We start from the raw sequence: 18,713 nt of genomic DNA, 5'->3' as shown, positions 1-18,713 counted from the left end.
GGCTAAGTTGGTGGTCATGCAAGCCATCACCGTCAGCGACCGCGAGGCCCTCGACCTGTCCCTGACCGAGCTGCCGCACCCGCACGCCGCCGAGAACGACGTCATCGTCCAGGTCCACGCAGCAGGCTTCACCCGCGGCGAACTCACCTGGCCCGGCACCTGGACCGACCGCGCCGGCCGCGACCGGGCTCCGAGCGTCCCGGGGCACGAGGTGTCAGGAGTAGTCGCCGAACTCGGCTACGGAACCACCGGCCTGACCGTCGGCCAGCGCGTCTTCGGACTGACGGACTGGACCCGCGACGGCTCGCTCGCCGAGTACGTAGCCGTCGAGGCCCGCAACCTGGCCCCGCTACCGACCGGCATCGACCACGTCACCGCGGCCGCCCTCCCGATCTCCGGCCTGACCGCCTGGCAAGCCCTCTTCGACCACGCCCACCTGAAGGCCGGCCAAACGGTCCTGATCCACGGCGTCGGCGGCGCAGTCGGCTCCGTAGCCGCCCAGCTTGCCCGCGAAGCAGGCGCCTACGTCATCGGCACCGGCCGCTCGAACCCGGAGTCCGCTTTTGTCGACCAGTTCATCACCCTGGAAGGCGACAACCTGGAACGCGTCGGCGAGGTCGACGTCGTCCTCGATGTCCTCGGCGGCGAAATCCGCAACCGCTCAACCGCCCTGCTCCGCCCCGGCGGCACCCTGGTCACCATCCCCGACCCGCCCACCGTCCAACCACCCGCCGGCCGAGCCATCTTCTTCGTAGTAGAACCCAACCGCACCCAACTCGCGCAACTCGCCGACCGCCTCCGCCAAGGCACCCTCACCCCCCTGGTCACCAAAGTCCGCCCCCTCACCGAAGCAGCAAACGCCTTCACCGACCCAGGCCGAACCATCATCCAACTAACCCCCTGACCCGGACGGCCCACCAGCCCCGCCCCCACCCCTCGCCGAGCCCCCAAAGAGCAGCCCCCGCTCCCCAGCACCCCCGCTGCGCTTTGCGCACCCACCTCATCCTTGGGAACCCACCAAGCACGCGGAGCCCACGAAACGGTTGGTGGGTGCACAAAGTCGCAACTCGTGCACGCCTGACGCCGCCTCATCAACCCCGGTTGATCAGTGCCGCAGGTACGCCCCCGGACCGCCAGGCCATCACAACTGCGACTCACCTACGGCACGCAGGCTCAGCCGCCGGCCGCTCGCACAATTGTGATGGGCTGGGCGTCCGGCCCCGAACCCTCGTCCGACAACACCTCAGCCACCGGGTCGACGCGCCGGTGCGAAGGGGGACTAGTGGTGTGGACGGAGGGCTCGGTTGGCGGCTGGTTCGGCGATCTGGGCTCGGAAGGGGTGGGCGGGGTAGACGCCCAGGAGGCGGACCTCGACGGAGAAGAAGGCCAGTTCTTCCATCGCGAGGGCGACGTTCGGGTCTTCGGGGTGACCTTCGATGTCGGCGTAGAACTGGGTGGCGAAGAACATGCCGCCCAGCTGGTAGGACTCCAGCTTGGTCATGTTCACGCTGTTGGTCGCGAACCCGCCGAGTGCCTTGTAGAGGGCAGCCGACACGTTCCGGACGCGGTAGACGAAGCTCGTGACGATGGGGCCGGAGCCGACCGGCGGTACGACGGGCTCGCGGGCCAGCACGAGGAATCGGGTCGTGTTGTGGTGCTCGTCCTCGACGTCCTCGGCCAAGGTCTCCAGGCCGTAGAGCGACGCCGCGGCCCGCGGCGACAGGGCGGCCACCGACGGATCGGCGAGCTCAGCCACCTCGCGTGCCGCACCGGCCGTGTCATCGGCAACCACCGTGGACCACCCGTGCTCACGGATGATCTTGCGGCACTGCCCGAGCGCGTGGACGTGGCTGCGGACGGTCCGGATCTGGTCGATCGACGTACCGGGCACGGCCATCAGCTGGAAGTGGATCGGCAGGAAGTACTCGCCGATGATGTGCAGCCCGGACTCGGGGAGCAGGTGGTGGATGTCGGCGACCCGGCCGGCGATCGAGTTGTCGATCGGGATCATCGCCAGCCCGGCGCGGCCGCTGCTCACCGCCTCGAGAGCGTCCTCGAACGTCGTACAGGGCAGCTGCTCGCGGTCCGGAAACATGTCGGTGCACGCCATCGCCGAGTTGGCTCCGGGCTCACCCTGGTACGCGATCGGTCCGTCCACAGCACCCAGACTAGACCCGCCTCATCTCACCCCGCGGATCAGGTGTCCGACTTGCGGACCTTCTTCGGGGCTCCGGTGGTTGCCCGGCCCTCGAGGGCCTTGGCCTTGGTGGCGTACATGTCGAGGTACTCCTGGCCCGACAGCTCCATGATCTTGTACATGATCTCGTCGGTGACGGCGCGCAGGATGAGCCGGTCGCTCTCCATCCCCTCGTACCGGGAGAAGTCCAGCGGCTCGCCGAACTTGACCGTCGGGGAGGCGAACGACGCCACCACCTTCCCGGGCGGCGCGACCACGTCGGTGCCGATCACCCCGCACGGGATCACCGGGACCTTCGCCTCGAGCGCGAGCCGGGCGACACCGGTCCGGCCCTTGTACAGGCGGCCGTCGTGCGAGCGGGTGCCTTCGGGGTAGATGCCGAACAGGTCGCCGCGCTCGAGCACCTTCATCCCGGCCCGCATCGCGCCCTCGGAGGCCGAGCCGCCGGAGCGGTCGATCGGGACCTGGCCGGTCCCCTTGAAGAACCCGCGCTGGAACCGGCCCTTGATCCCGGCGCCGGTGAAGTAGTCCGATTTTGCGACGAACGTCACGCGGCGGCGCAGAGCCAGCGGCATGAAGATCCAGTCCGCGTACGAGAGATGGTTGCTGGCGATGATCGCCGCACCCTTGGCCGGGACGTTCTCGGCGCCGACCACGATCGGCCGGAAGAGCCGCTTGACCGGCGGGCCGACCAGGACGTTCCGGAGCACCCAGTAGATGCCCTTGCCGTCACCGTCCGCCGCCGCGTCCACCACCGGATCCACCCTGCGGTCTGGCCGTGGCGACTGCGCCGGTTCCGTCATCGATGTCCTCTCCTCACGTTCCCCGAACCCACATGATGCCGTACGACGGCCCGTGGCGGGAGCCAAGTCGCCACGCGGAAGGTCCTGACAGTCTGAGGCCGAGCTTCGTAAGCTGCTCACGGCAGTGTCGCCAGGGGCAGGGGAGTTGTCGTGAGGACCACACGTTTGACTGCAGTAGTCGGCCTGCTGACCGCAGCGCTGATAGGAACCGGTACGGCGGCGCAGGCCGACGAGGTGGCTCCGGAAGCCAAGGTGGTCCCGCTCCAGGTGACCGGCCCGGCCGCCTCCCGGTTCAACCTGATCGTGATGGGTGACGGCTACACCGCCACCGACCTGCCGAAGTTCCGCGAGCAGATCGACAAACACCTGAACGTGCTCTGGAGCATCGAGCCGTTCAAGTCGTACCGCAACTACATCAACGTGTACGCCGTCGAGATCGCCTCACCCCAAAGTGGCGTCGACTGTGACCCGAACCTCACCTCACCCAAGGTCGACACCCCGCTCAACATGGGCTTCTGGGGCGGCTGCAACCCGAACAGCGTCCAGCGCCTGCTGACCGTCAGTTCGACCGCCGCGATCCAGTACGCCGACCTCGTCCCGGGCACCGCCGCGGCCAACCGGCAGATCCTTGCCATCGGCAACAGCGACACCTACGGCGGGGCCGGCGGTACCTACGCCACGGCCTCCGGCGGTAACGCCCTGTCCGCCCTGATCACCCCGCACGAGCTCGGTCACTCGCTCGGCGGCCTCCAGGACGAGTACGACTACTACGCGCGCGGCGACCGCGGAGCGCCGTACGAGGGGCCGGAGCCGTCGTCGATCCATCACACGCTGCTGACCGAGCAGCAGCTGCGGGACCAGCAGCAGAAGTGGTTCCGCTGGCTGGGGGAGCCGTCCGAGTCCGGTGGCACGATCGGGCGCTACGAGGGCGGCATGTACGCCGGCTCCGGCGTCTGGCGGCCGAGCCGGCACTCGATGATGAAGACCCTCGGCTACTACTTCGACCAGATCTCGCGGGAGCGGATGACGCAGCGGATCTCGTCCCGCGCCAACCTGTTCCAGGCGAGTACGCCGACCGGTCAGGTGGCCCCGGATCAGGTCGTCTGGCTGCAGACCCTGCACCCGAGCAGCCACGAGCTCGACGTCACCTGGACCCTCGACGGCCGGACCCTCCCGACCGGAAACCAGCGCGCGATCGACCTCGCCACGCTCGACCTCGCCCCCGGTCTGCACACGCTCACCGCCAAGATCGTCGACCCGACCGGCTTCATCCGCGACCCCGCCGTACGGCCGACTGCCTCCCGGACCTGGACGGTCAACACCGCCCTGACGGCCCAGCCCACGACCACCCCGGTCGCTTTCACCGGATCCACCGCAACCGACCACCCGGTCAACGCGGCAGAGGTCGTGTACGCCGAGACCACGCAATCGGACACCGACCAGCCCGCGATCGCCTGGAAGCTGGACGGTCAGCCGGTCGGCAACCCCGGCAACGACCGCGACTTCGACCTCGGCGCGCTCAAGCTGGCCGGCCGCCACACCCTCACCGCGACCGCCGGGACCGAGACCCTGACGTGGGAGGTCGACGGCGTCGAGCCGAAGGTCACCTCGACGATGTCCAAGCCGCTCGTCACGGTCCAGAAGCCGACCGGACCGGAGTACATCTACAACGACGCCTTCACGATGAAGCTGGCCGCGACCGACGACAGCACCGGGTACGTCGTCCCGGAGTTCCGCGTCAACGGGGACGGCTGGTTCAACTACTTCGGCTGGCCGACCGACGCGGATGCGCCGTTCAAGTTCACCGCGGAGGGGACCGCGATCGACCAGCTCGTCTACGGCAAACTCGGCGTACCGCGAGTGGTCCCGTGGGACGACGTCCCGCCGGGCTACGGCCGGCACCAGGTCGAGTACCGGGCCATCGATGCCTCCGGCAACATCGGTACGGCGAGCCGGTTCGCGGTCACGTTGTTGCGCCCGGCCCCGACCTGTACGACGACGATCACCGGGACCCACAACGGCCCACTGGTCTTGCGATCCGGCGTTACCTGCTTGACCGGAGCAACCGTCAACGGCCCGATCCAGATCGCGGCCGGCGCCTCCCTGGTTGCCACCGACGCCCGGATCTCCGGCCCGGTCAACGCGTCCAAGGCGGCCGACGTACACCTCCTCCGTACGTCGGTGCGCGGACCGGTCTCGCTGTCCGGAACCACCCGCAGCGCGGCCGTCGTCGGCAGCACGATCAGCGGCCCGGTCTCGGTCGGTACGGCGACCACCAGCGATCCGGTCGCGCTGGCCGGCAACACGATCGGCGGGCCGCTGTCCTGCTACGGCAACGCCGTCGCCCCGACCAACCTGGAGGCCCCGAACCAGGTCGCCGGACCGCGATCCGGCCAGTGCGCCCGCCTCTGAGCCGGTCGGACATCAACGTGAGTTTTCGCGACATGTCGGTGACAGGTCGGCTGCCCTAACTTCTTCAGTACGGCGGGACGACACCCGCCGTACTGGGAGGAGTGACATGAACGGACTGCGGGTGGCGGCGCTGATCGCGGCCACGATCTCGACCGGCGCGATGACCGGGGTCTACTGGGCGTACGGGATGGCGATCATGCCCGGGCTCGCGAAGGTCGACGACAAGACCTTCGTCGGCGCGTTCCAGGCGGCCGACCGGGCGATCATGAACCCGGCCTTCCTCGGGCTCGGCTTCCTCGGCTCGCTGCTGTTCACAGCGCTCGCCGGGCTCCTGAGCCTCAAGGAGAAGGCGCTGCCGTGGATCGCGGCGGCGTTCGTCCTCTACCTGATCACGATGATCCTCACGATCGCGGTCAACGTCCCCCTGAACGATGCGCTCAAGGCGGCCGGCGACCCGAACACGATCGACGTCACCGCCGCCCGGGCCGCCTTCGACGAGGCCCGCTGGCGCACCTTCAACAACATCCGCACCGTCCTCGACCTCACCGCCTTCGGCCTCCTCGCCTGGGCCCTCTACCTCACCGGCAAATCCGCCACCCAGCCCTAGATGGTCGGTAAGGACACGTACTGGTCCCGAATTCCGGACTAGTCAGCCTCCTCGCTGAGCGTCAAACCCAGCAGCTCGGGCGACTACTACGTGTCGTTCCTGACAGAATGCGGCTGTGCCTGTTCAAGCTCCGCCGTCGCAGCAGCTCCCCGCGGTCCAGAAACTGCGGATCCGGTTCGCCAAGCGCGGGCGGCTGCGCTTCACCTCACACCGCGACTTCCAGCGGGCGTTCGAGCGTGCCGTCCGGCGCGCCGAGCTCCCAGTGGCCTTCTCGCACGGCTTCAGCCCGCACCCGAAGATCTCGTACGCCGGCGCCGCGCCCACCGGAGCCGCCTCGGAGGCGGAGTACTTGGAGATCTCGCTCACACATGAGCGGGACGCCGAGCAGGTCCGGGCCGCGCTGGACGAGGCGCTGCCGCCGGGGCTGGATGTGCTCGAGGTGGTCGTCGCCGGGCCGGGTGCGCTGGCCGAGCGGCTGGAGGTCAGTGAGTGGCGGATCGCGTTGCCCGGGGTGGATCCGGAGCCGGCCGCGGCGGCGGTCGAGGCGTTCCTGGCCCGGACCGAAATCACGGTCGAGCGCATGACCAAACGGGGCATTCGCTCGTTCGACTGTCGGGACGCCGTTCTCCGACTCACCGTCGGCAGTGAACCGGGGTCGGTTGAGACATGTGCGATACTGCAAGTGGTGTTACGGCACGGAACCCCGGCCGTGAGACCCGACGACGTTCTCGCCGGCTTGCTCGAAGTAGCGACGCTCCCGGTGACGGGCCCGGCTCTTCTGACCAGGCTCGCCCAGGGCCCGCTGATCGCGGCAACCGGCACAGTGGACGACCCGCTCGCCCGTGACCGCGACGCCAACCAGGCGACCGCGACCGGCCAGGCAGGTCCCCACCAGACGCATACAGCGGAGGGCGACGCCGCCGCTCCCTCTGTGCCCTGAAGTGCGGGCGGAGCGGATCCAGCAGGCTTCCGTCGCCCGGGCTCAACGGCCAGGAGCGGCGAACCGTGACCGCCAGGTGGCAGCGCCGGACCCGTGACAGGGGTCGCAGGCAGCGCCGCCGGGCTTGAGGAGACCGCACCACATGCTCGACAACGAGCCGACCACCGAGGCAGCCAAGGCTGCCACCGCCCGTTCCACTGCCAAGAAGACAGTGAAGAAGACCGCGGCGAAGAAGGCCACGACGACCGCTCGCAAGCGGGTGGCCAAGTCCGCCGACGTGCCGACCCAGTCCGACGACGTGGCCGCCGACCCGGCGCCGCGGACGGCGAAGAAGGCCGTGGCCAAGAAGGCCGCCGCGAAGAAGGCACCGGCCAAGAAGGCCGCCGCCAAGGCCCCGGTCAAGCGCGCCGCCAAGAAGGCCGCCGAGCCGGTCGTCGAGGAGACCCCGGCCAAGAAGACGACCGCGCGCAAGCGCACCACCAAGAAGGCCGCCGCCACCCTGGTCGCGACCGACACCCCCCTCACCGACGGCCCGGTAGCCGACGCCGAGCAGACCGGTACGCCGGACTCCGCTCCCGCCCGTCGCACCCGCTCCCGCCGCGGCGCCGCCGCTGACACCGCGAGCGCCACTGCTGCGGACACCGCGAGCGCAACTGACGCGACCGCCTCCGCGAGCACGTCCACCGCCCCGGCCCCCGCGAACCGCCCCACCACCTTCACCGGCAGCTCCCACGTGCGCAGCTCCGCCGGCACCACCGACTCAGCCGGTACCGCCGCGAGCTCGGCCAGCAGCACCGCTGACTCGACTGGTGATTCCGGCAGCGCAGCGGGGGCCGGCTCCGGCCGCACCAGCAAGCGCACTTCGCGGCGCCGCGGCGGCCAGTCCGCCGCCGACGCGCCCGCCGCATCCGAGGCGACCCCGCTCTTCCCGACCGCCGACGCCCCGGCCGCGGAGGCCGACGTACCGGCTGAGGAGACCACGACCCGACGCACCCGTCGGCGGGCTCCGGCCGCTGCCGCCGTGCTGTTCCAGGCGCCCACCGTGCCGAGCACCGCTCCGGCCGGGCAGGCGCAGACCGAGGCTCCGGCGCAGGCCGCGGCGACCAGCCCGGTCGAGGCGACCGACCCGGCCCCGACGACCCGTTCGCGGAGCCGTCGCGGCGCCAAGAACGCCCAGACCGCGGAGGTCGCGGCCGAGCCGATCGCCGAGACCGCCGAGCCGGGTGACGACGAGCAGCCGGCCACGTCGCGCCGTCGTCGCAGCCGTCGTGGGCGCGATGCCGAGGCGCGGGAAGAGATTGTCGAGCCCGTCGAGGAGCTCGAGGACGAGGAAGAGACCGACGAGGCGGCCGAGACCGAGGCCGACGAGACGGACGAGCAGACCGACGACGTACAGGCCGAGGACGGCGACGACGACGAGTCCGCCGAGGGCACCCGCCGCCGGCGCCGCCGCCGTGGCGGCCGTCGTCGCCGCAAGACCGGTGACGCCGAGGACAGCGCCGACGAGCAGGACGAGGACGGCGACGGTTCCGACGACGCCGAGGCCTCGGCCGACGACGAGCAGGACGGCTCTGCCGACGACGGTGAGGACGGTGGCAGCTCGTCACGTCGCCGCCGGCGTCGCCGTCGCCGCAAGGGCGAAGAGGGCACCAGCGCGGCCGACGACCCCGAAGAGATCGTCGTGCGGGTCCGGGAGCCGCGTAGCAAGAACACGTCCAACGAGGTCACCGCGATCGAGGGTTCGACCCGGCTCGAGGCGAAGAAGCAGCGTCGCCGCGAGGGTCGCGCCGCCGGTCGCCGCCGCGCGCCGATCGTGTCCGAGGCCGAGTTCCTGGCCCGGCGTGAGTCGGTCGAGCGGACGATGGTGATCCGGTCCCGCGAGGACCTGACCCAGATCGCGGTCTCCGAGGACAACGTCCTGGTCGAGCACTACGTCGCCCAGGCCGAGCACACCTCGCTGATCGGCAACGTCTACCTCGGTCGCGTGCAGAACGTGCTGCCCAGCATGGAGGCGGCCTTCATCGACATCGGCAAGGGCCGCAACGCGGTGCTGTACGCCGGTGAGGTCGACTGGGCCACGCTCGGCGGGGCCAACGGGCCGCGCAAGATCGAGCAGGTGCTGAAGTCCGGCCAGGCGGTCCTGGTCCAGGTGACCAAGGACCCGATCGGTCACAAGGGCGCCCGGCTCACCAACCAGATCAGCCTCCCCGGCCGGTACGTCGTCTACGTCCCCCGCGGCGGGAACGGCGGCATCAGCCGCAAGCTCCCCGACACCGAGCGGAACCGGCTCAAGACCATCCTCAAGGACATCGTCCCCGACGAGGCCGGCGTGATCGTCCGGACCGCGGCCGAGGGTGCGTCGGAGGAGGAGCTGACCGCGGATGTCACCCGCCTGCAGACCGTCTGGACCGAGATCGACAAGAAGTCGAAGAACGGCCAGGCCCCGCAGATGCTGTCGGCCGAGCCCGACCTGCTGATCCGCGTCGTCCGTGACCTGTTCACGGAGGACTTCACGAAGCTGGTCATCTCGGGCAGCGACGCGGTCGACGAGGTCCGCGAGTACGTCGCCGGCGTCGCGCCGCACCTGGCCGAGCGGGTCGAGCGGTGGACCGGGGACAACGATGTCTTCGCGAACTTCCGGATCGACGAGCAGATCAAGAAGGCGCTGGATCGCAAGGTCTGGCTGCCGTCGGGTGGTTCGCTGGTCATCGACCGCACCGAGGCGATGACGGTCGTCGACGTCAACACCGGCAAGTTCACCGGCTCCGGTGGAAACCTCGAGGAGACCGTCACCAAGAACAACCTGGAAGCGGCCGAAGAGATCGTCCGCCAGCTCCGGCTGCGCGATATCGGCGGCATCATCGTGATCGACTTCATCGACATGGTGCTGGAGTCGAACCGGGACCTCGTCATGCGTCGCCTGGTCGAGTGCTTGGGCCGCGACCGGACCAAGCACCAGGTCGCCGAGGTCACCTCGCTCGGCCTGGTCCAGATGACCCGGAAGCGGATCGGTACCGGTCTGCTCGAGGCGTTCAGCGAGAACTGCGACCACTGTGGTGGCCGCGGCCTGATCCTGCACGACGAGCCCAAGGAGTCCCGTCGCCGCGACGGCGGCCGCGCCGCGGCCGGCGCCCAGAACGGCAACGGCAACGGCAACGGCAGCCAGAACGGCAACGGCCACGACAAGGCGGCCGCGCAGGCCGAGGAGTCCGGCCGGAAGAGCTCGCGCCGCCGCCGCGGCAAGGGCCGCTCCGACGAGGAGACCGCCGAGCAGGAGACCGCCCAGCACCACGCCGACGCCGCTCAGCGCCTCGCCCAGATCGCCGCGGCCTCGGCGAAGAAGGATGCCGACGAGTCGGCGTCCAACGGCGCCACGGAGCCGAACGGGACGCCGGAGCCGACCGGCTACCCGGTCTCCGGCGCAGCCGACGAGCCCGTGAGCCCGGAGGCGACCGGCTTCCCGCCGGCCGACGTACCGGCGGACGAGCCGGAAGCCGAGCAGAACGGCACCAAGAGCACGCGACGCCGGCGCAGCAGCCGGGGCCGCGGTAAGGCGGCGGGGGAGGCTCCGGAGACGCCTGCGGAGCTGGTCTCGGCCGCTCAGTAACCCGATTTCCGGGATGCTGCGCTGTCGTAGTATCCTGGACCTTCGGTGCGCTCCAGGCGCGCCGACTTGTGTGTTGTGAGTGTGTCACTGAGGGATTGCTCGCGGTGACGGACCAGCACACTTCGTACAGAACTTCCGATCCAGCAGAGAGTGAGATCCACGGTGTACGCGATCGTGCGCAGTGGCGGCACCCAGCAGAAGGTCGCCGTCGGCGATGTCATCGAGATCGACAGCCTCACGGACAAGGCGGGCGACACCGTCGTCCTGCCGGCAGTCCTGGTTGTCGATGGCGACACCGTGACGACCGATGCGGCGGCGCTGGCCAAGGTAGCCGTGTCGGCTGAGGTTCTCGGCCGCACCAAGGGCCCCAAGATCCACATCCTGAAGTACAAGAACAAGACCGGTTACCGCAAGCGCCAGGGGCACCGTCAGCACTACACCCAGGTCAAGGTCACCGCGATCGACGCGAAGAAGTGAGCTGATTAGAAAATGGCACACAAAAAGGGAGCAGCCTCGACCCGCAACGGTCGTGACTCCAACGCGCAGCGCCTCGGCGTGAAGCGGTACGGCGGCCAGCTGGTCAACGCCGGCGAGATCATCGTTCGCCAGCGGGGCACCCACTTCCACCCGGGCAACCTGGTGGGCCGTGGCGGCGACGACACGCTGTTCGCGCTCGCTGAGGGCAAGGTGGAGTTCGGCACCCGGCGCGGTCGCCGCGTCGTCAACATCGTCCCGGCCCCGGCGGAGTAACACCGCCACCCGGGTTTTGTCACAGCTCTTCAAGAGAGCGGGTCGCGGAATGCCGCGGACCCGCTCTTTTGCTGTCTTAGATAGCTGTACTTTTTTATCAGGCAACAGGAAGTTGAGAAGGCACCGATGGCAATCCCCAGTTTTGTCGACCGCGTGACGGTGCACGTCACCGCGGGCCGCGGCGGACACGGATGTGCCTCGGTGCACCGGGAGAAGTTCCGGCCCCTCGGCGGTCCCGACGGCGGTAACGGTGGTGACGGCGGCAGCGTGATCCTGCGCGTCGACCCGGACACCACCACGCTCGTCGACTACCACCGTTCCAGCCACCGCACCGCGACGAACGGTGCCCAGGGCAAGGGTGACAACCAGGCCGGCAGCAACGGCGACAGCGTCGTACTGCCTGTCCCGGACGGCACGGTCATCAGCACGGCGGACGGCGAAGTGCTCGCCGACCTCGTCGGCCCCGGCGCCGAATTCGTTGCTGCACAAGGCGGCAAGGGTGGTCTCGGCAACGCGGCACTGGCCAGCAGCGCCCGCAAGGCGCCTGGTTTCGCGCTGCTCGGTGAGGACGGCGAGGAGCGCACGCTCGTCCTCGAGCTCAAGGTCGTCGCGGACATCGGCCTCGTCGGCTTCCCGAGTGCGGGCAAGTCGTCGCTGATCGCGTCGATCAGCCGCGCCCGGCCGAAGATCGCCGACTACCCCTTCACCACCCTGATTCCGAACCTCGGCGTCGTGGTCGCGGGCGAGACCACCTTCACGGTGGCCGACGTACCGGGCCTGATCGAGGGTGCCAGCGAGGGACGCGGGCTCGGGCACGACTTCCTGCGGCATGTGGAGCGGTGTGCGGCACTCGTGCACGTCATCGACTGCGCGACGTACGAGCCGGGCCGGGACCCGCTCAGCGACCTCGACACGATCGAGGCCGAGCTGACGGCCCACGGCGGGCTCGAGGACCGGCCGCGACTCGTTGCCCTGAACAAGATCGACGTACCGGACGCGCGCGAGATCGCGGAGATGGTGCAGGCTGAGCTGGAGGGGCGCGGGCTGCGCGTCTTCCCGATCTCGACCGCGAGCCACGAAGGCCTGGACGCGCTCAAGTTCGCGATGGCCGAGATCGTGGTCAAGCGTCGTGCGGAGCAGGAGAAGCCCGACAACACGCGGATCATCATCCGGCCGCAGGTCCAGGGCGGGCCCGAGTTCAAGGTCAAGAAGCTGCCGGAGGACGGCGGCTGGCTGGTGCAGGGCGAGAAGCCCGAGCGCTGGGTCAAGCAGACCGACTTCACGAACGCGGAGGCCGTCGGCTACCTGGCCGACCGGCTGAACCGGCTCGGCGTTGAGAAGCGCCTGCTGGAGCTCGGTGCGGTGGAGGGCGACGGGGTCGTCATCGGCGACGGCCCGAACGCGGTCATGTTCGACTTCGCTCCCGAGGTCCAGGCCGGCGCCGAGCTGCTGTCGCGGCGTGGCGAGGACCAGCGGCTGGAGGAGGACCGGCCCGCGCTGCAGCGGCGTCGGCGCAAGGACGAGGAGTACCACGCACTGCGCTCGGGCGAGGCCAAGACCGACCTCTCGGAGTACGGGCAGGGCTGGGTCGAGGACGAGGTCGACCTGTCCCCGGCCGAGGCGAAGCGAGCTGCGGAGAAGGCAGAGAAGCTGGCGCGCAAGGAAGCACGCGAGTTGGCTCTGCAAAAGGAACTCGACCAGAACGGTTGATACCTGATGGACCAACGCGCGGAGGCTGTCGCGGCCACGCGAATTGTCGTCAAGGTCGGCTCGTCGTCGCTGACCCAGCGCGGCCGGATCGATCTGGACCGGCTCCGGCCGCTCGTCGACGCCATTGCGGCGCGCCGGGCGACCGGGACCGAGATCGTGCTCGTCTCGTCCGGGGCGATCGCGGCCGGGCTGGCGCCGATGGGGTTGCGTTCGCGACCGCGTGACCTGGCGACCCAGCAGGCCGCGGCCTCGGTGGGGCAGGGCGAGCTGATGGCTCGGTACAGCGACGCGTTCGCTGCGCACAACCTGCGGGTCGGCCAGGTGCTGCTGACCGTCGACGACGTGACCCGGCGCAGCCACTACCGCAACGCGTTCCGGACGTTCGCCCGCCTGCTGGAGCTGGGCGTCGTACCGATCGTGAACGAGAACGACACGGTCGCGACCACCGAGATCCGTTTTGGTGACAACGATCGCCTGGCCGCACTGACCAGCCACCTCGTGCACGCGGACCTGTTGCTGCTGCTGTCCGATGTCGACGGCCTGTACGACGGCGATCCGCGCAAACCGGGGACGACGATGGTCACCGAGGTGCGTGGTGCCGCCGACCTGGAGCCGCTCGCGATCGGCAAGACCGGTTCGTCCGGTGTCGGGACCGGCGGGATGCAGACCAAGGTCGAGGCCGCCGCAATCGCCACCGAGGCCGGGATCCCAGTCGTCCTCACCTCGGCTGCCCTGGTAGCGGATGCCCTGCAGGGTAAGCGGGTCGGCACCCTGTTCCACCCGACCGGCCGCCGGCAGAAGACGCGCATGCTCTGGCTCGCCCACGCCACCTCCGGCGTCGGCACTCTCCACCTCGACGAAGGCGCTGTCCAAGCCGTGACAGCCCGCCGGAAGTCCCTCCTCCCAGCCGGCATCACCAGGGTCGAAGGCACCTTCGCCGCCGGCGACCCCGTCGACCTGGTCTCACCCTCCGGTGTCGTCGTCGCCCGCGGCCTGGTCAACTTCGACGCTGCCGAGCTCCCCGGCCTCCTCGGCCGCTCCACCCGGGACCTCGCCCGCGATCTCGGCCCGGCGTACGAACGAGAGGTCGTCCACCGAGACGACCTGGTCCTGCTGTGACCTGCGAATTTAGGATGCAAACGTGAGCGAGATCATCGGACTGGCCCGGCGGGCGCGGGAAGCGTCGTACGCGTTGGCGGAAGCCTCGCGGGCGACCAAGGATGCGGCACTGCACGCGATGGCGGCGGCACTGCGGGCTAACACGGACGCGATCGTGGCGGCGAACGCTAAGGACGTGGCGGCTGCTCGTGAGGCCGGTACGCCGGAGTCGACCGTCGACCGGTTGGCGTTGGATGCCGGTCGGGTCGACGGGATGGCTGCGGGGTTGGAGCAGTTGGCCGGATTGACCGACCCGGTCGGCGAGGTTGTGCGCGGGTACACGCTGCCGAACGGTCTCGAGCTGCGCCAGGTCCGCGTCCCCTTCGGCGTGGTCGGGATCATCTACGAGGCCCGGCCGAACGTGACGGCCGACGCGGCCGGCATCTGCCTGAAGTCCGGTAACGCGGTGCTGCTGCGGGGTTCCTCCTCTGCGGCCGCGTCGAACGTCGCGATCATCGACGTACTGCGGGATGCCGCGGCGTCGGTGGGGTTGCCGGCTGATGTGGTGCAGGGCGTGCCGACGGATCGGGCCGCGGTCAAGGAGCTCATGCAGGCGCGCGGGCTGGTCGACGTACTGATTCCGCGCGGTGGTGCCGGGCTGATCCAGACCGTGGTCAGCGAGTCGAGCGTGCCGGTGATCGAAACCGGCGTCGGCAACTGCCACGTGTACGTCGATGCCGACGCGGATCTCGGCCTGGCGCTGGAGATCCTGCTGAACTCGAAGACCCAGCGGCCGAGCGTGTGCAACGCTGCCGAGTCGCTGCTGGTGCACACTGACGTGGCCTCGGAGTTCCTCGCGCTTGCCCTTCCGGCGCTGGCTTCTGCCGGTGTCACCGTTCATGGTGATCCGACGGTGGTTGCTGCGGGCAAGGACATTGTCGCGGCGACGGACGAGGACTACGGGACCGAGTACAACTCACTCGACCTGTCGGCCGCGGTGGTCGAGTCGCTGGAGAGCGCCGTACAGCACATTCGCCGCTACAGCTCCGGGCACACCGACGCGATCATCACCCGCTCCCAGGCGGCCGCCCGCCGCTTCGTGCAGGCGGTCGACTCGGCGGCGGTCGTGGTGAACGCGAGCACCCGGTTCACCGACGGGGGAGAGTTCGGCTTCGGCGCCGAGATCGGCATCTCCACCCAGAAGCTGCACGCCCGCGGCCCGATGGGCCTCCCCGAGATGACCTCGACCAAGTACGTCGTGACCGGCGAAGGTCAAACCCGAAACTGATCCACGGCCACGTTGAGCGGTTCTGGGCTGAGTACAGCCAGAGCCGCCGCGTACCCGTTTCCGACCTCGAGATCGGCCAGCTGCACAGCCCCGCCCTCCCACTTCAGCACAACCGGTGGCTGATCCGGCCCGCTCACCACCACGCTCTGCAGCCCGGCAATCCCTTCCCCGGTCGCCTTGAGCAGCGCTTCCTTGCGCGTCCAGTACGTAGCGAACGCGCGTGGCTTGTCATGGGCCCGGGCCAACTCAGCCAACTCCTCCGGTGCCAGACTCATCCCCGCGACCCCGTCCACCTCCACCCGCGAGTCGATCTGCTCCACGTCGAGTCCGACCGGCGCCGTACCGATCGCCAGCCCGACCCAGTCACCCGAATGCGACACCGACAACTCGACACCGTCGGCCCGCACCTTCCCGTGCGGCTTCCCGCAGTCCGGACACGTCCGATCCAGTACGACGCTTGCCGACGGCAACGACATCCGGGCCCCGAGCAACCGTCGTACCATCGTCACCCCGAGCAGGAACCGCGCCTTGTCCGCATCCCTTCGGTAGGCCGCGTACCGCTGCTGCTCGACCGCGTTCAGATCCGCCACGAACTCCGGCCGGGCCTGCCCGACCCGCGCCCACCACACCTCGACCTCGTTCACGCGGTCGCCAGCGCCCACTCGACTGCCTCCGCAATATCCGTCACCGGGTACTTCACCGCGGTGACCACCCGATCTGCGCCGACCACGAGGACGACGCGTTTGAGCCGCTCGTACCCCCCTGCGCGGAACGTCGGCAACCGCAGCGCCGCGGCCAGCTCCAGCTCCACATCCGACAGCAGGACCTGCGGAATCTCCTCGGCCGCGGCAAACGCCTGCTGCTCGTCCGTGCGCTGCGTACTGACTCCACGGACCGCGATCCGCCTCGACCCGAATTCTTCGTACTTTGCCGCGAACAACCGGTTCTCCAGCGTGCAGCCCGCGGTCCCCGCGATATCCGTCCACCCCACCGGCAACGGCGTCGGCCGGCCCGTCGCCGGGTAGCCGAACAGCACGGTCGCTCGCGCATCCGCGTCCACCACGTCGAGCGTCGTACCGGCTGTTGACGGCAAGGCAACCTGAGGGACCCGTCGGCCTACCAGCTCGTGCACGCGTTGGGCCGGTGCCTGGTCGGCCGTGTTCGTCCCGGTCAGCTCGCCGTCGCCGAGCACCCAGCGGTCGCCCCAGTCCTGCAACGCGACCAGCACCGGCAGCAGCGCCCGCCCGCGCGGAGTGAGCCCGTACGCGTAGCGCGTCGGCCGCTCCTGGTACGCCGTTCGCTCGATCACGCCCGAGTCGAGCAGCCCGCCGAGCCGCTCGGTCAGCACCTTCCGGGAGATCCGCAGCGACTCCGCGAGCTGGTCGAACCGATCGAGCCCGCGCGCGAGGTCGCGAACGATCAGCAGCTCCCACCCGTCGCCGATCACGCCGAGGGACTGCGCGATCGCACAGTCCGGCTCGGGCGAGAAGGTGCTCCGTCGCACGGTCGACCCCCAAATCCGGTTTGCCACCACGCTAGCGGCCGTCGTAAGTTCCTCTGAGGAACTCACTCTAGCTCGCGGGGGAAGCATGTACTGGCGCCGGATCGCCGAACTGCCCAGCTGGATGCGTGCCGTGATGCTCGGCCAGCTGGTCAGCGCCGCGGGTGCGCTGGCCTGGCTGTACCTGACCCTCTACCTCGTCCAGGACCGCGGGATGTCCGCACAGCAGGCAGGCTTCGCAGCGGCGGCGTACGGCGTTGGCCTGGTCGGCGGCAATCTCGGCGGCGGGTGGTTCGGCGACCGCTTCGGGCTGCGGACCACGGCCGTCGCCAGCCAGCTGACCTGGGCGATCACCTGTGCCGCGATGCCGCTGGCCCCGAACGGATGGCTGGCCGCGCTCGGCGCGCTGGCCGGTCTGTGCGGGGGAGTGACCCGGCCGAACCTCAGCGCGCTGGTCGCGATCTCGCTGCCCGCCGAACGGCGCCGCGAGGGGATCGCGCTGTCCCGGACCGCGAGCAACGCCGGGTTCATGATCGGACCACCGTTGGGTGGGCTGGTGGCGGCGTACGACTTCTCGTTGGTCTTCGTGTTCGACGCCGTGACCAGCCTGGTGCTCGCGTTCGTCATCTGGCGCTGGGTCCCGCCGGCGCGGCAGGTGCGCCAGGTCGTGCGGCTGCGCGGCTCGGTGGACCGGTCGTTGCTGATCCTGCTCGCGATGATCGTCGTGGTCGACACCGCCTGCCGGCAGATCTACGTCACCATGCCGCTGCTGCTCCGGGACGCCGGTTCGCCGCCGGTCGCGTACGGCGTACTGATCGCAGTGAACTCGGTCCTGATCGTCTGCCTCGAGGCTCCGCTCGCGATCCGGCTGCGCAGTCACCAGGCCCTCCGCGTGATCGCGGCGGGGAGCGCGCTGGTCGGCGTCGGCCTCGCGGTCCTCGGCATTTGGCCGGCGCTGATGGGCGCGGTGGTCGCGGTCGTCGTCATCACCGCGGGGGAGATGCTCTACAAACCGACCGCGACCGCGCATGTCGCGGATCTCGCGCCCGAGGGGATGGTCGGGCGCTACTCCAGCCTGTACGCCGCTGCCTCGGTCAGCGGGATGTTCCTCGCCCCGGCCCTTGGCGGCATCGCGTACGACCACGTGCCGCGGCTGCTGTTCCCGGTTGCGGGCGGACTTGCGGTCGCGGCAGGCGTCGTACTCGCGCTCACTCGTCCGGCAGCGGCGCGGGACGCCCTTCCCAGCGGGTCGACAGGACAACGGTCGTCCGGGTCCTGACCACGCCGTTCACGCGGCGCAGGGAGCCGACCACGGCCTCCAGCTGGCTCACGTCGGCGACGCGGATCTTCACCACCAGCTCCTGGTCACCCGCCACGAACCAGCAGTCCTCGACCGCGGCGATCTCACGGACCTGGTCGACGATGTCGTCGGTCTCCACGTCGTCACGCTGGAACAGGCCGATCAGCGCGCTGGTGCCGAGTCCGACCTCGCTCGGTGCCACGATCGCGCGGTAGCCGAGCAGTACGCCGCGCTCCTCCAGCCGCCGTACCCGCTCCTGGACGCTCGGACCGGACAGCCCGACCACCCGGCCGAGCTCGGCCCAGCTGGAGCGGCCGTTCAGCCGCAGGGCCTCGATCAGTTGCCGATCGATCACGTCCATATCGGGTGAACCTCCTGTTCACTGCAGATTCGTAGGCATGTGACCTGATCTGCCTTTAATTCGTTTGTGTGGAGCGGCATATTGTCATACAATTTGAGGAGTCGGGCCGGTCCGCCCGATCTCCGCCGTACAACCCGTG

Annotated in this window: 16 protein-coding genes; 11 read left to right on the top strand and 5 right to left on the bottom strand. The window is 69.7% G+C overall.

Features of this window, described 5'->3' with window-relative positions:
- The first annotated feature begins 16 nt into the window (after positions 1 to 16).
- The gene (locus ACFCV3_RS01145; protein ID WP_376024954.1) at positions 17 to 904 is read left to right on the top strand and encodes an NADP-dependent oxidoreductase; all 888 of its coding nucleotides are present in this window, start codon (positions 17 to 19) and stop codon (positions 902 to 904) included.
- A gap of 375 nt (positions 905 to 1,279) precedes the next feature.
- Here ACFCV3_RS01145 and ACFCV3_RS01140 read toward each other — a convergent pair whose 3' ends face one another.
- Together ACFCV3_RS01140 and ACFCV3_RS01135 are read right to left on the bottom strand one after the other, a co-directional pair.
- Complete coding sequence (locus ACFCV3_RS01140) at positions 1,280 to 2,158, bottom strand: prephenate dehydratase (protein ID WP_376024952.1); 879 nt, start codon at positions 2,156 to 2,158, stop codon at positions 1,280 to 1,282.
- A gap of 38 nt (positions 2,159 to 2,196) precedes the next feature.
- Positions 2,197 to 3,000 carry a 1-acyl-sn-glycerol-3-phosphate acyltransferase gene (locus tag ACFCV3_RS01135; RefSeq protein WP_132405191.1) on the bottom strand — a complete coding sequence of 268 codons (804 nt, stop codon included), beginning with the start codon at positions 2,998 to 3,000 and terminating at the stop codon, positions 2,197 to 2,199.
- A gap of 150 nt (positions 3,001 to 3,150) precedes the next feature.
- Here ACFCV3_RS01135 and ACFCV3_RS01130 point away from each other — a divergent pair, with 150 nt between their 5' ends.
- The 9 genes from ACFCV3_RS01130 to ACFCV3_RS01090 all read left to right on the top strand — a co-directional run bounded on the left by ACFCV3_RS01130 (position 3,151) and on the right by ACFCV3_RS01090 (position 15,412).
- A complete protein-coding gene (locus tag ACFCV3_RS01130; protein ID WP_376024950.1) occupies positions 3,151 to 5,412 on the top strand; it encodes a M64 family metallopeptidase in 2,262 nt (753 codons plus the stop codon).
- A 106-nt stretch (positions 5,413 to 5,518) separates the two neighbouring features.
- Positions 5,519 to 6,019: a DUF1772 domain-containing protein gene (locus tag ACFCV3_RS01125; protein ID WP_376024948.1), complete on the top strand. Its 501-nt coding sequence runs from the start codon at positions 5,519 to 5,521 to the stop codon at positions 6,017 to 6,019.
- Between the two features lie 115 nt (positions 6,020 to 6,134).
- Positions 6,135 to 6,959, top strand: coding sequence for a TIGR03936 family radical SAM-associated protein (locus ACFCV3_RS01120; protein WP_376024946.1), 825 nt, complete (start codon positions 6,135 to 6,137; stop codon positions 6,957 to 6,959).
- A gap of 142 nt (positions 6,960 to 7,101) precedes the next feature.
- Positions 7,102 to 10,566, top strand: coding sequence for an Rne/Rng family ribonuclease (locus tag ACFCV3_RS01115; RefSeq protein WP_376024944.1), 3,465 nt, complete (start codon positions 7,102 to 7,104; stop codon positions 10,564 to 10,566).
- A gap of 162 nt (positions 10,567 to 10,728) precedes the next feature.
- A complete protein-coding gene (gene rplU, locus ACFCV3_RS01110; protein ID WP_132405183.1) occupies positions 10,729 to 11,043 on the top strand; it encodes a 50S ribosomal protein L21 in 315 nt (104 codons plus the stop codon).
- Between the two features lie 12 nt (positions 11,044 to 11,055).
- Positions 11,056 to 11,316 carry a 50S ribosomal protein L27 gene (rpmA, locus tag ACFCV3_RS01105; RefSeq protein WP_132405181.1) on the top strand — a complete coding sequence of 87 codons (261 nt, stop codon included), beginning with the start codon at positions 11,056 to 11,058 and terminating at the stop codon, positions 11,314 to 11,316.
- Between the two features lie 126 nt (positions 11,317 to 11,442).
- Positions 11,443 to 13,026, top strand: a complete 1,584-nt coding sequence (gene obgE / locus ACFCV3_RS01100; protein ID WP_376024941.1) for a GTPase ObgE — start codon at positions 11,443 to 11,445, stop codon at positions 13,024 to 13,026.
- Between the two features lie 6 nt (positions 13,027 to 13,032).
- Entirely contained in the window at positions 13,033 to 14,145 is a 1,113-nt protein-coding gene (gene proB, locus ACFCV3_RS01095; RefSeq protein WP_376024939.1) for a glutamate 5-kinase, read from the top strand.
- Between the two features lie 22 nt (positions 14,146 to 14,167).
- Complete coding sequence (locus tag ACFCV3_RS01090) at positions 14,168 to 15,412, top strand: glutamate-5-semialdehyde dehydrogenase (RefSeq protein ID WP_376024937.1); 1,245 nt, start codon at positions 14,168 to 14,170, stop codon at positions 15,410 to 15,412.
- On the opposite strand, the gene ACFCV3_RS01085 is transcribed toward ACFCV3_RS01090, so the two are convergent.
- On the bottom strand, positions 15,397 to 16,056 hold the full coding sequence (locus ACFCV3_RS01085; RefSeq protein WP_376024935.1) for a 4'-phosphopantetheinyl transferase family protein: 660 nt from the start codon (positions 16,054 to 16,056) through the stop codon (positions 15,397 to 15,399). The two genes, ACFCV3_RS01090 and ACFCV3_RS01085, sit on opposite strands and share 16 nt — an antisense overlap.
- A complete protein-coding gene (locus ACFCV3_RS01080) occupies positions 16,053 to 16,916 on the bottom strand; it encodes a winged helix-turn-helix transcriptional regulator (protein WP_376024934.1) in 864 nt (287 codons plus the stop codon). Before ACFCV3_RS01080 ends, ACFCV3_RS01085 begins: the two co-directional genes overlap by 4 nt.
- Positions 16,917 to 17,001: 85 nt before the next feature.
- Between ACFCV3_RS01080 and ACFCV3_RS01075 the strand changes: the two genes are divergently transcribed.
- Complete coding sequence (locus ACFCV3_RS01075) at positions 17,002 to 18,192, top strand: MFS transporter (protein WP_376024932.1); 1,191 nt, start codon at positions 17,002 to 17,004, stop codon at positions 18,190 to 18,192.
- Here the strand turns inward: ACFCV3_RS01075 and ACFCV3_RS01070 are convergent.
- Positions 18,122 to 18,574 carry an Lrp/AsnC family transcriptional regulator gene (locus ACFCV3_RS01070; RefSeq protein WP_132405165.1) on the bottom strand — a complete coding sequence of 151 codons (453 nt, stop codon included), beginning with the start codon at positions 18,572 to 18,574 and terminating at the stop codon, positions 18,122 to 18,124. The two genes, ACFCV3_RS01075 and ACFCV3_RS01070, sit on opposite strands and share 71 nt — an antisense overlap.
- Positions 18,575 to 18,713 lie beyond the last annotated feature (139 nt).

Origin of the sequence: Kribbella sp. NPDC056345 (genome assembly GCF_042262745.1) — a bacterium.
GTDB lineage: Bacteria > Actinomycetota > Actinomycetes > Propionibacteriales > Kribbellaceae > Kribbella.
The sequence above is the reverse complement of the archived record's forward strand: the minus strand, read 5'-3'. Positions and strand labels throughout refer to the sequence as shown.

Coding starts and splice junctions, on each gene's coding strand:
- ACFCV3_RS01145 (WP_376024954.1), top strand. CDS start 17: ATGCAAGCCATCACCGTCAGCGACCGCGAGGCCCTCGACCTGTCCCTG.
- ACFCV3_RS01135 (WP_132405191.1), bottom strand. CDS start 3,000: ATGACGGAACCGGCGCAGTCGCCACGGCCAGACCGCAGGGTGGATCCG.
- ACFCV3_RS01125 (WP_376024948.1), top strand. CDS start 5,519: ATGAACGGACTGCGGGTGGCGGCGCTGATCGCGGCCACGATCTCGACC.
- ACFCV3_RS01115 (WP_376024944.1), top strand. CDS start 7,102: ATGCTCGACAACGAGCCGACCACCGAGGCAGCCAAGGCTGCCACCGCC.
- rpmA (WP_132405181.1), top strand. CDS start 11,056: ATGGCACACAAAAAGGGAGCAGCCTCGACCCGCAACGGTCGTGACTCC.
- obgE (WP_376024941.1), top strand. CDS start 11,443: ATGGCAATCCCCAGTTTTGTCGACCGCGTGACGGTGCACGTCACCGCG.
- proB (WP_376024939.1), top strand. CDS start 13,033: ATGGACCAACGCGCGGAGGCTGTCGCGGCCACGCGAATTGTCGTCAAG.
- ACFCV3_RS01075 (WP_376024932.1), top strand. CDS start 17,002: ATGTACTGGCGCCGGATCGCCGAACTGCCCAGCTGGATGCGTGCCGTG.
- ACFCV3_RS01070 (WP_132405165.1), bottom strand. CDS start 18,574: ATGGACGTGATCGATCGGCAACTGATCGAGGCCCTGCGGCTGAACGGC.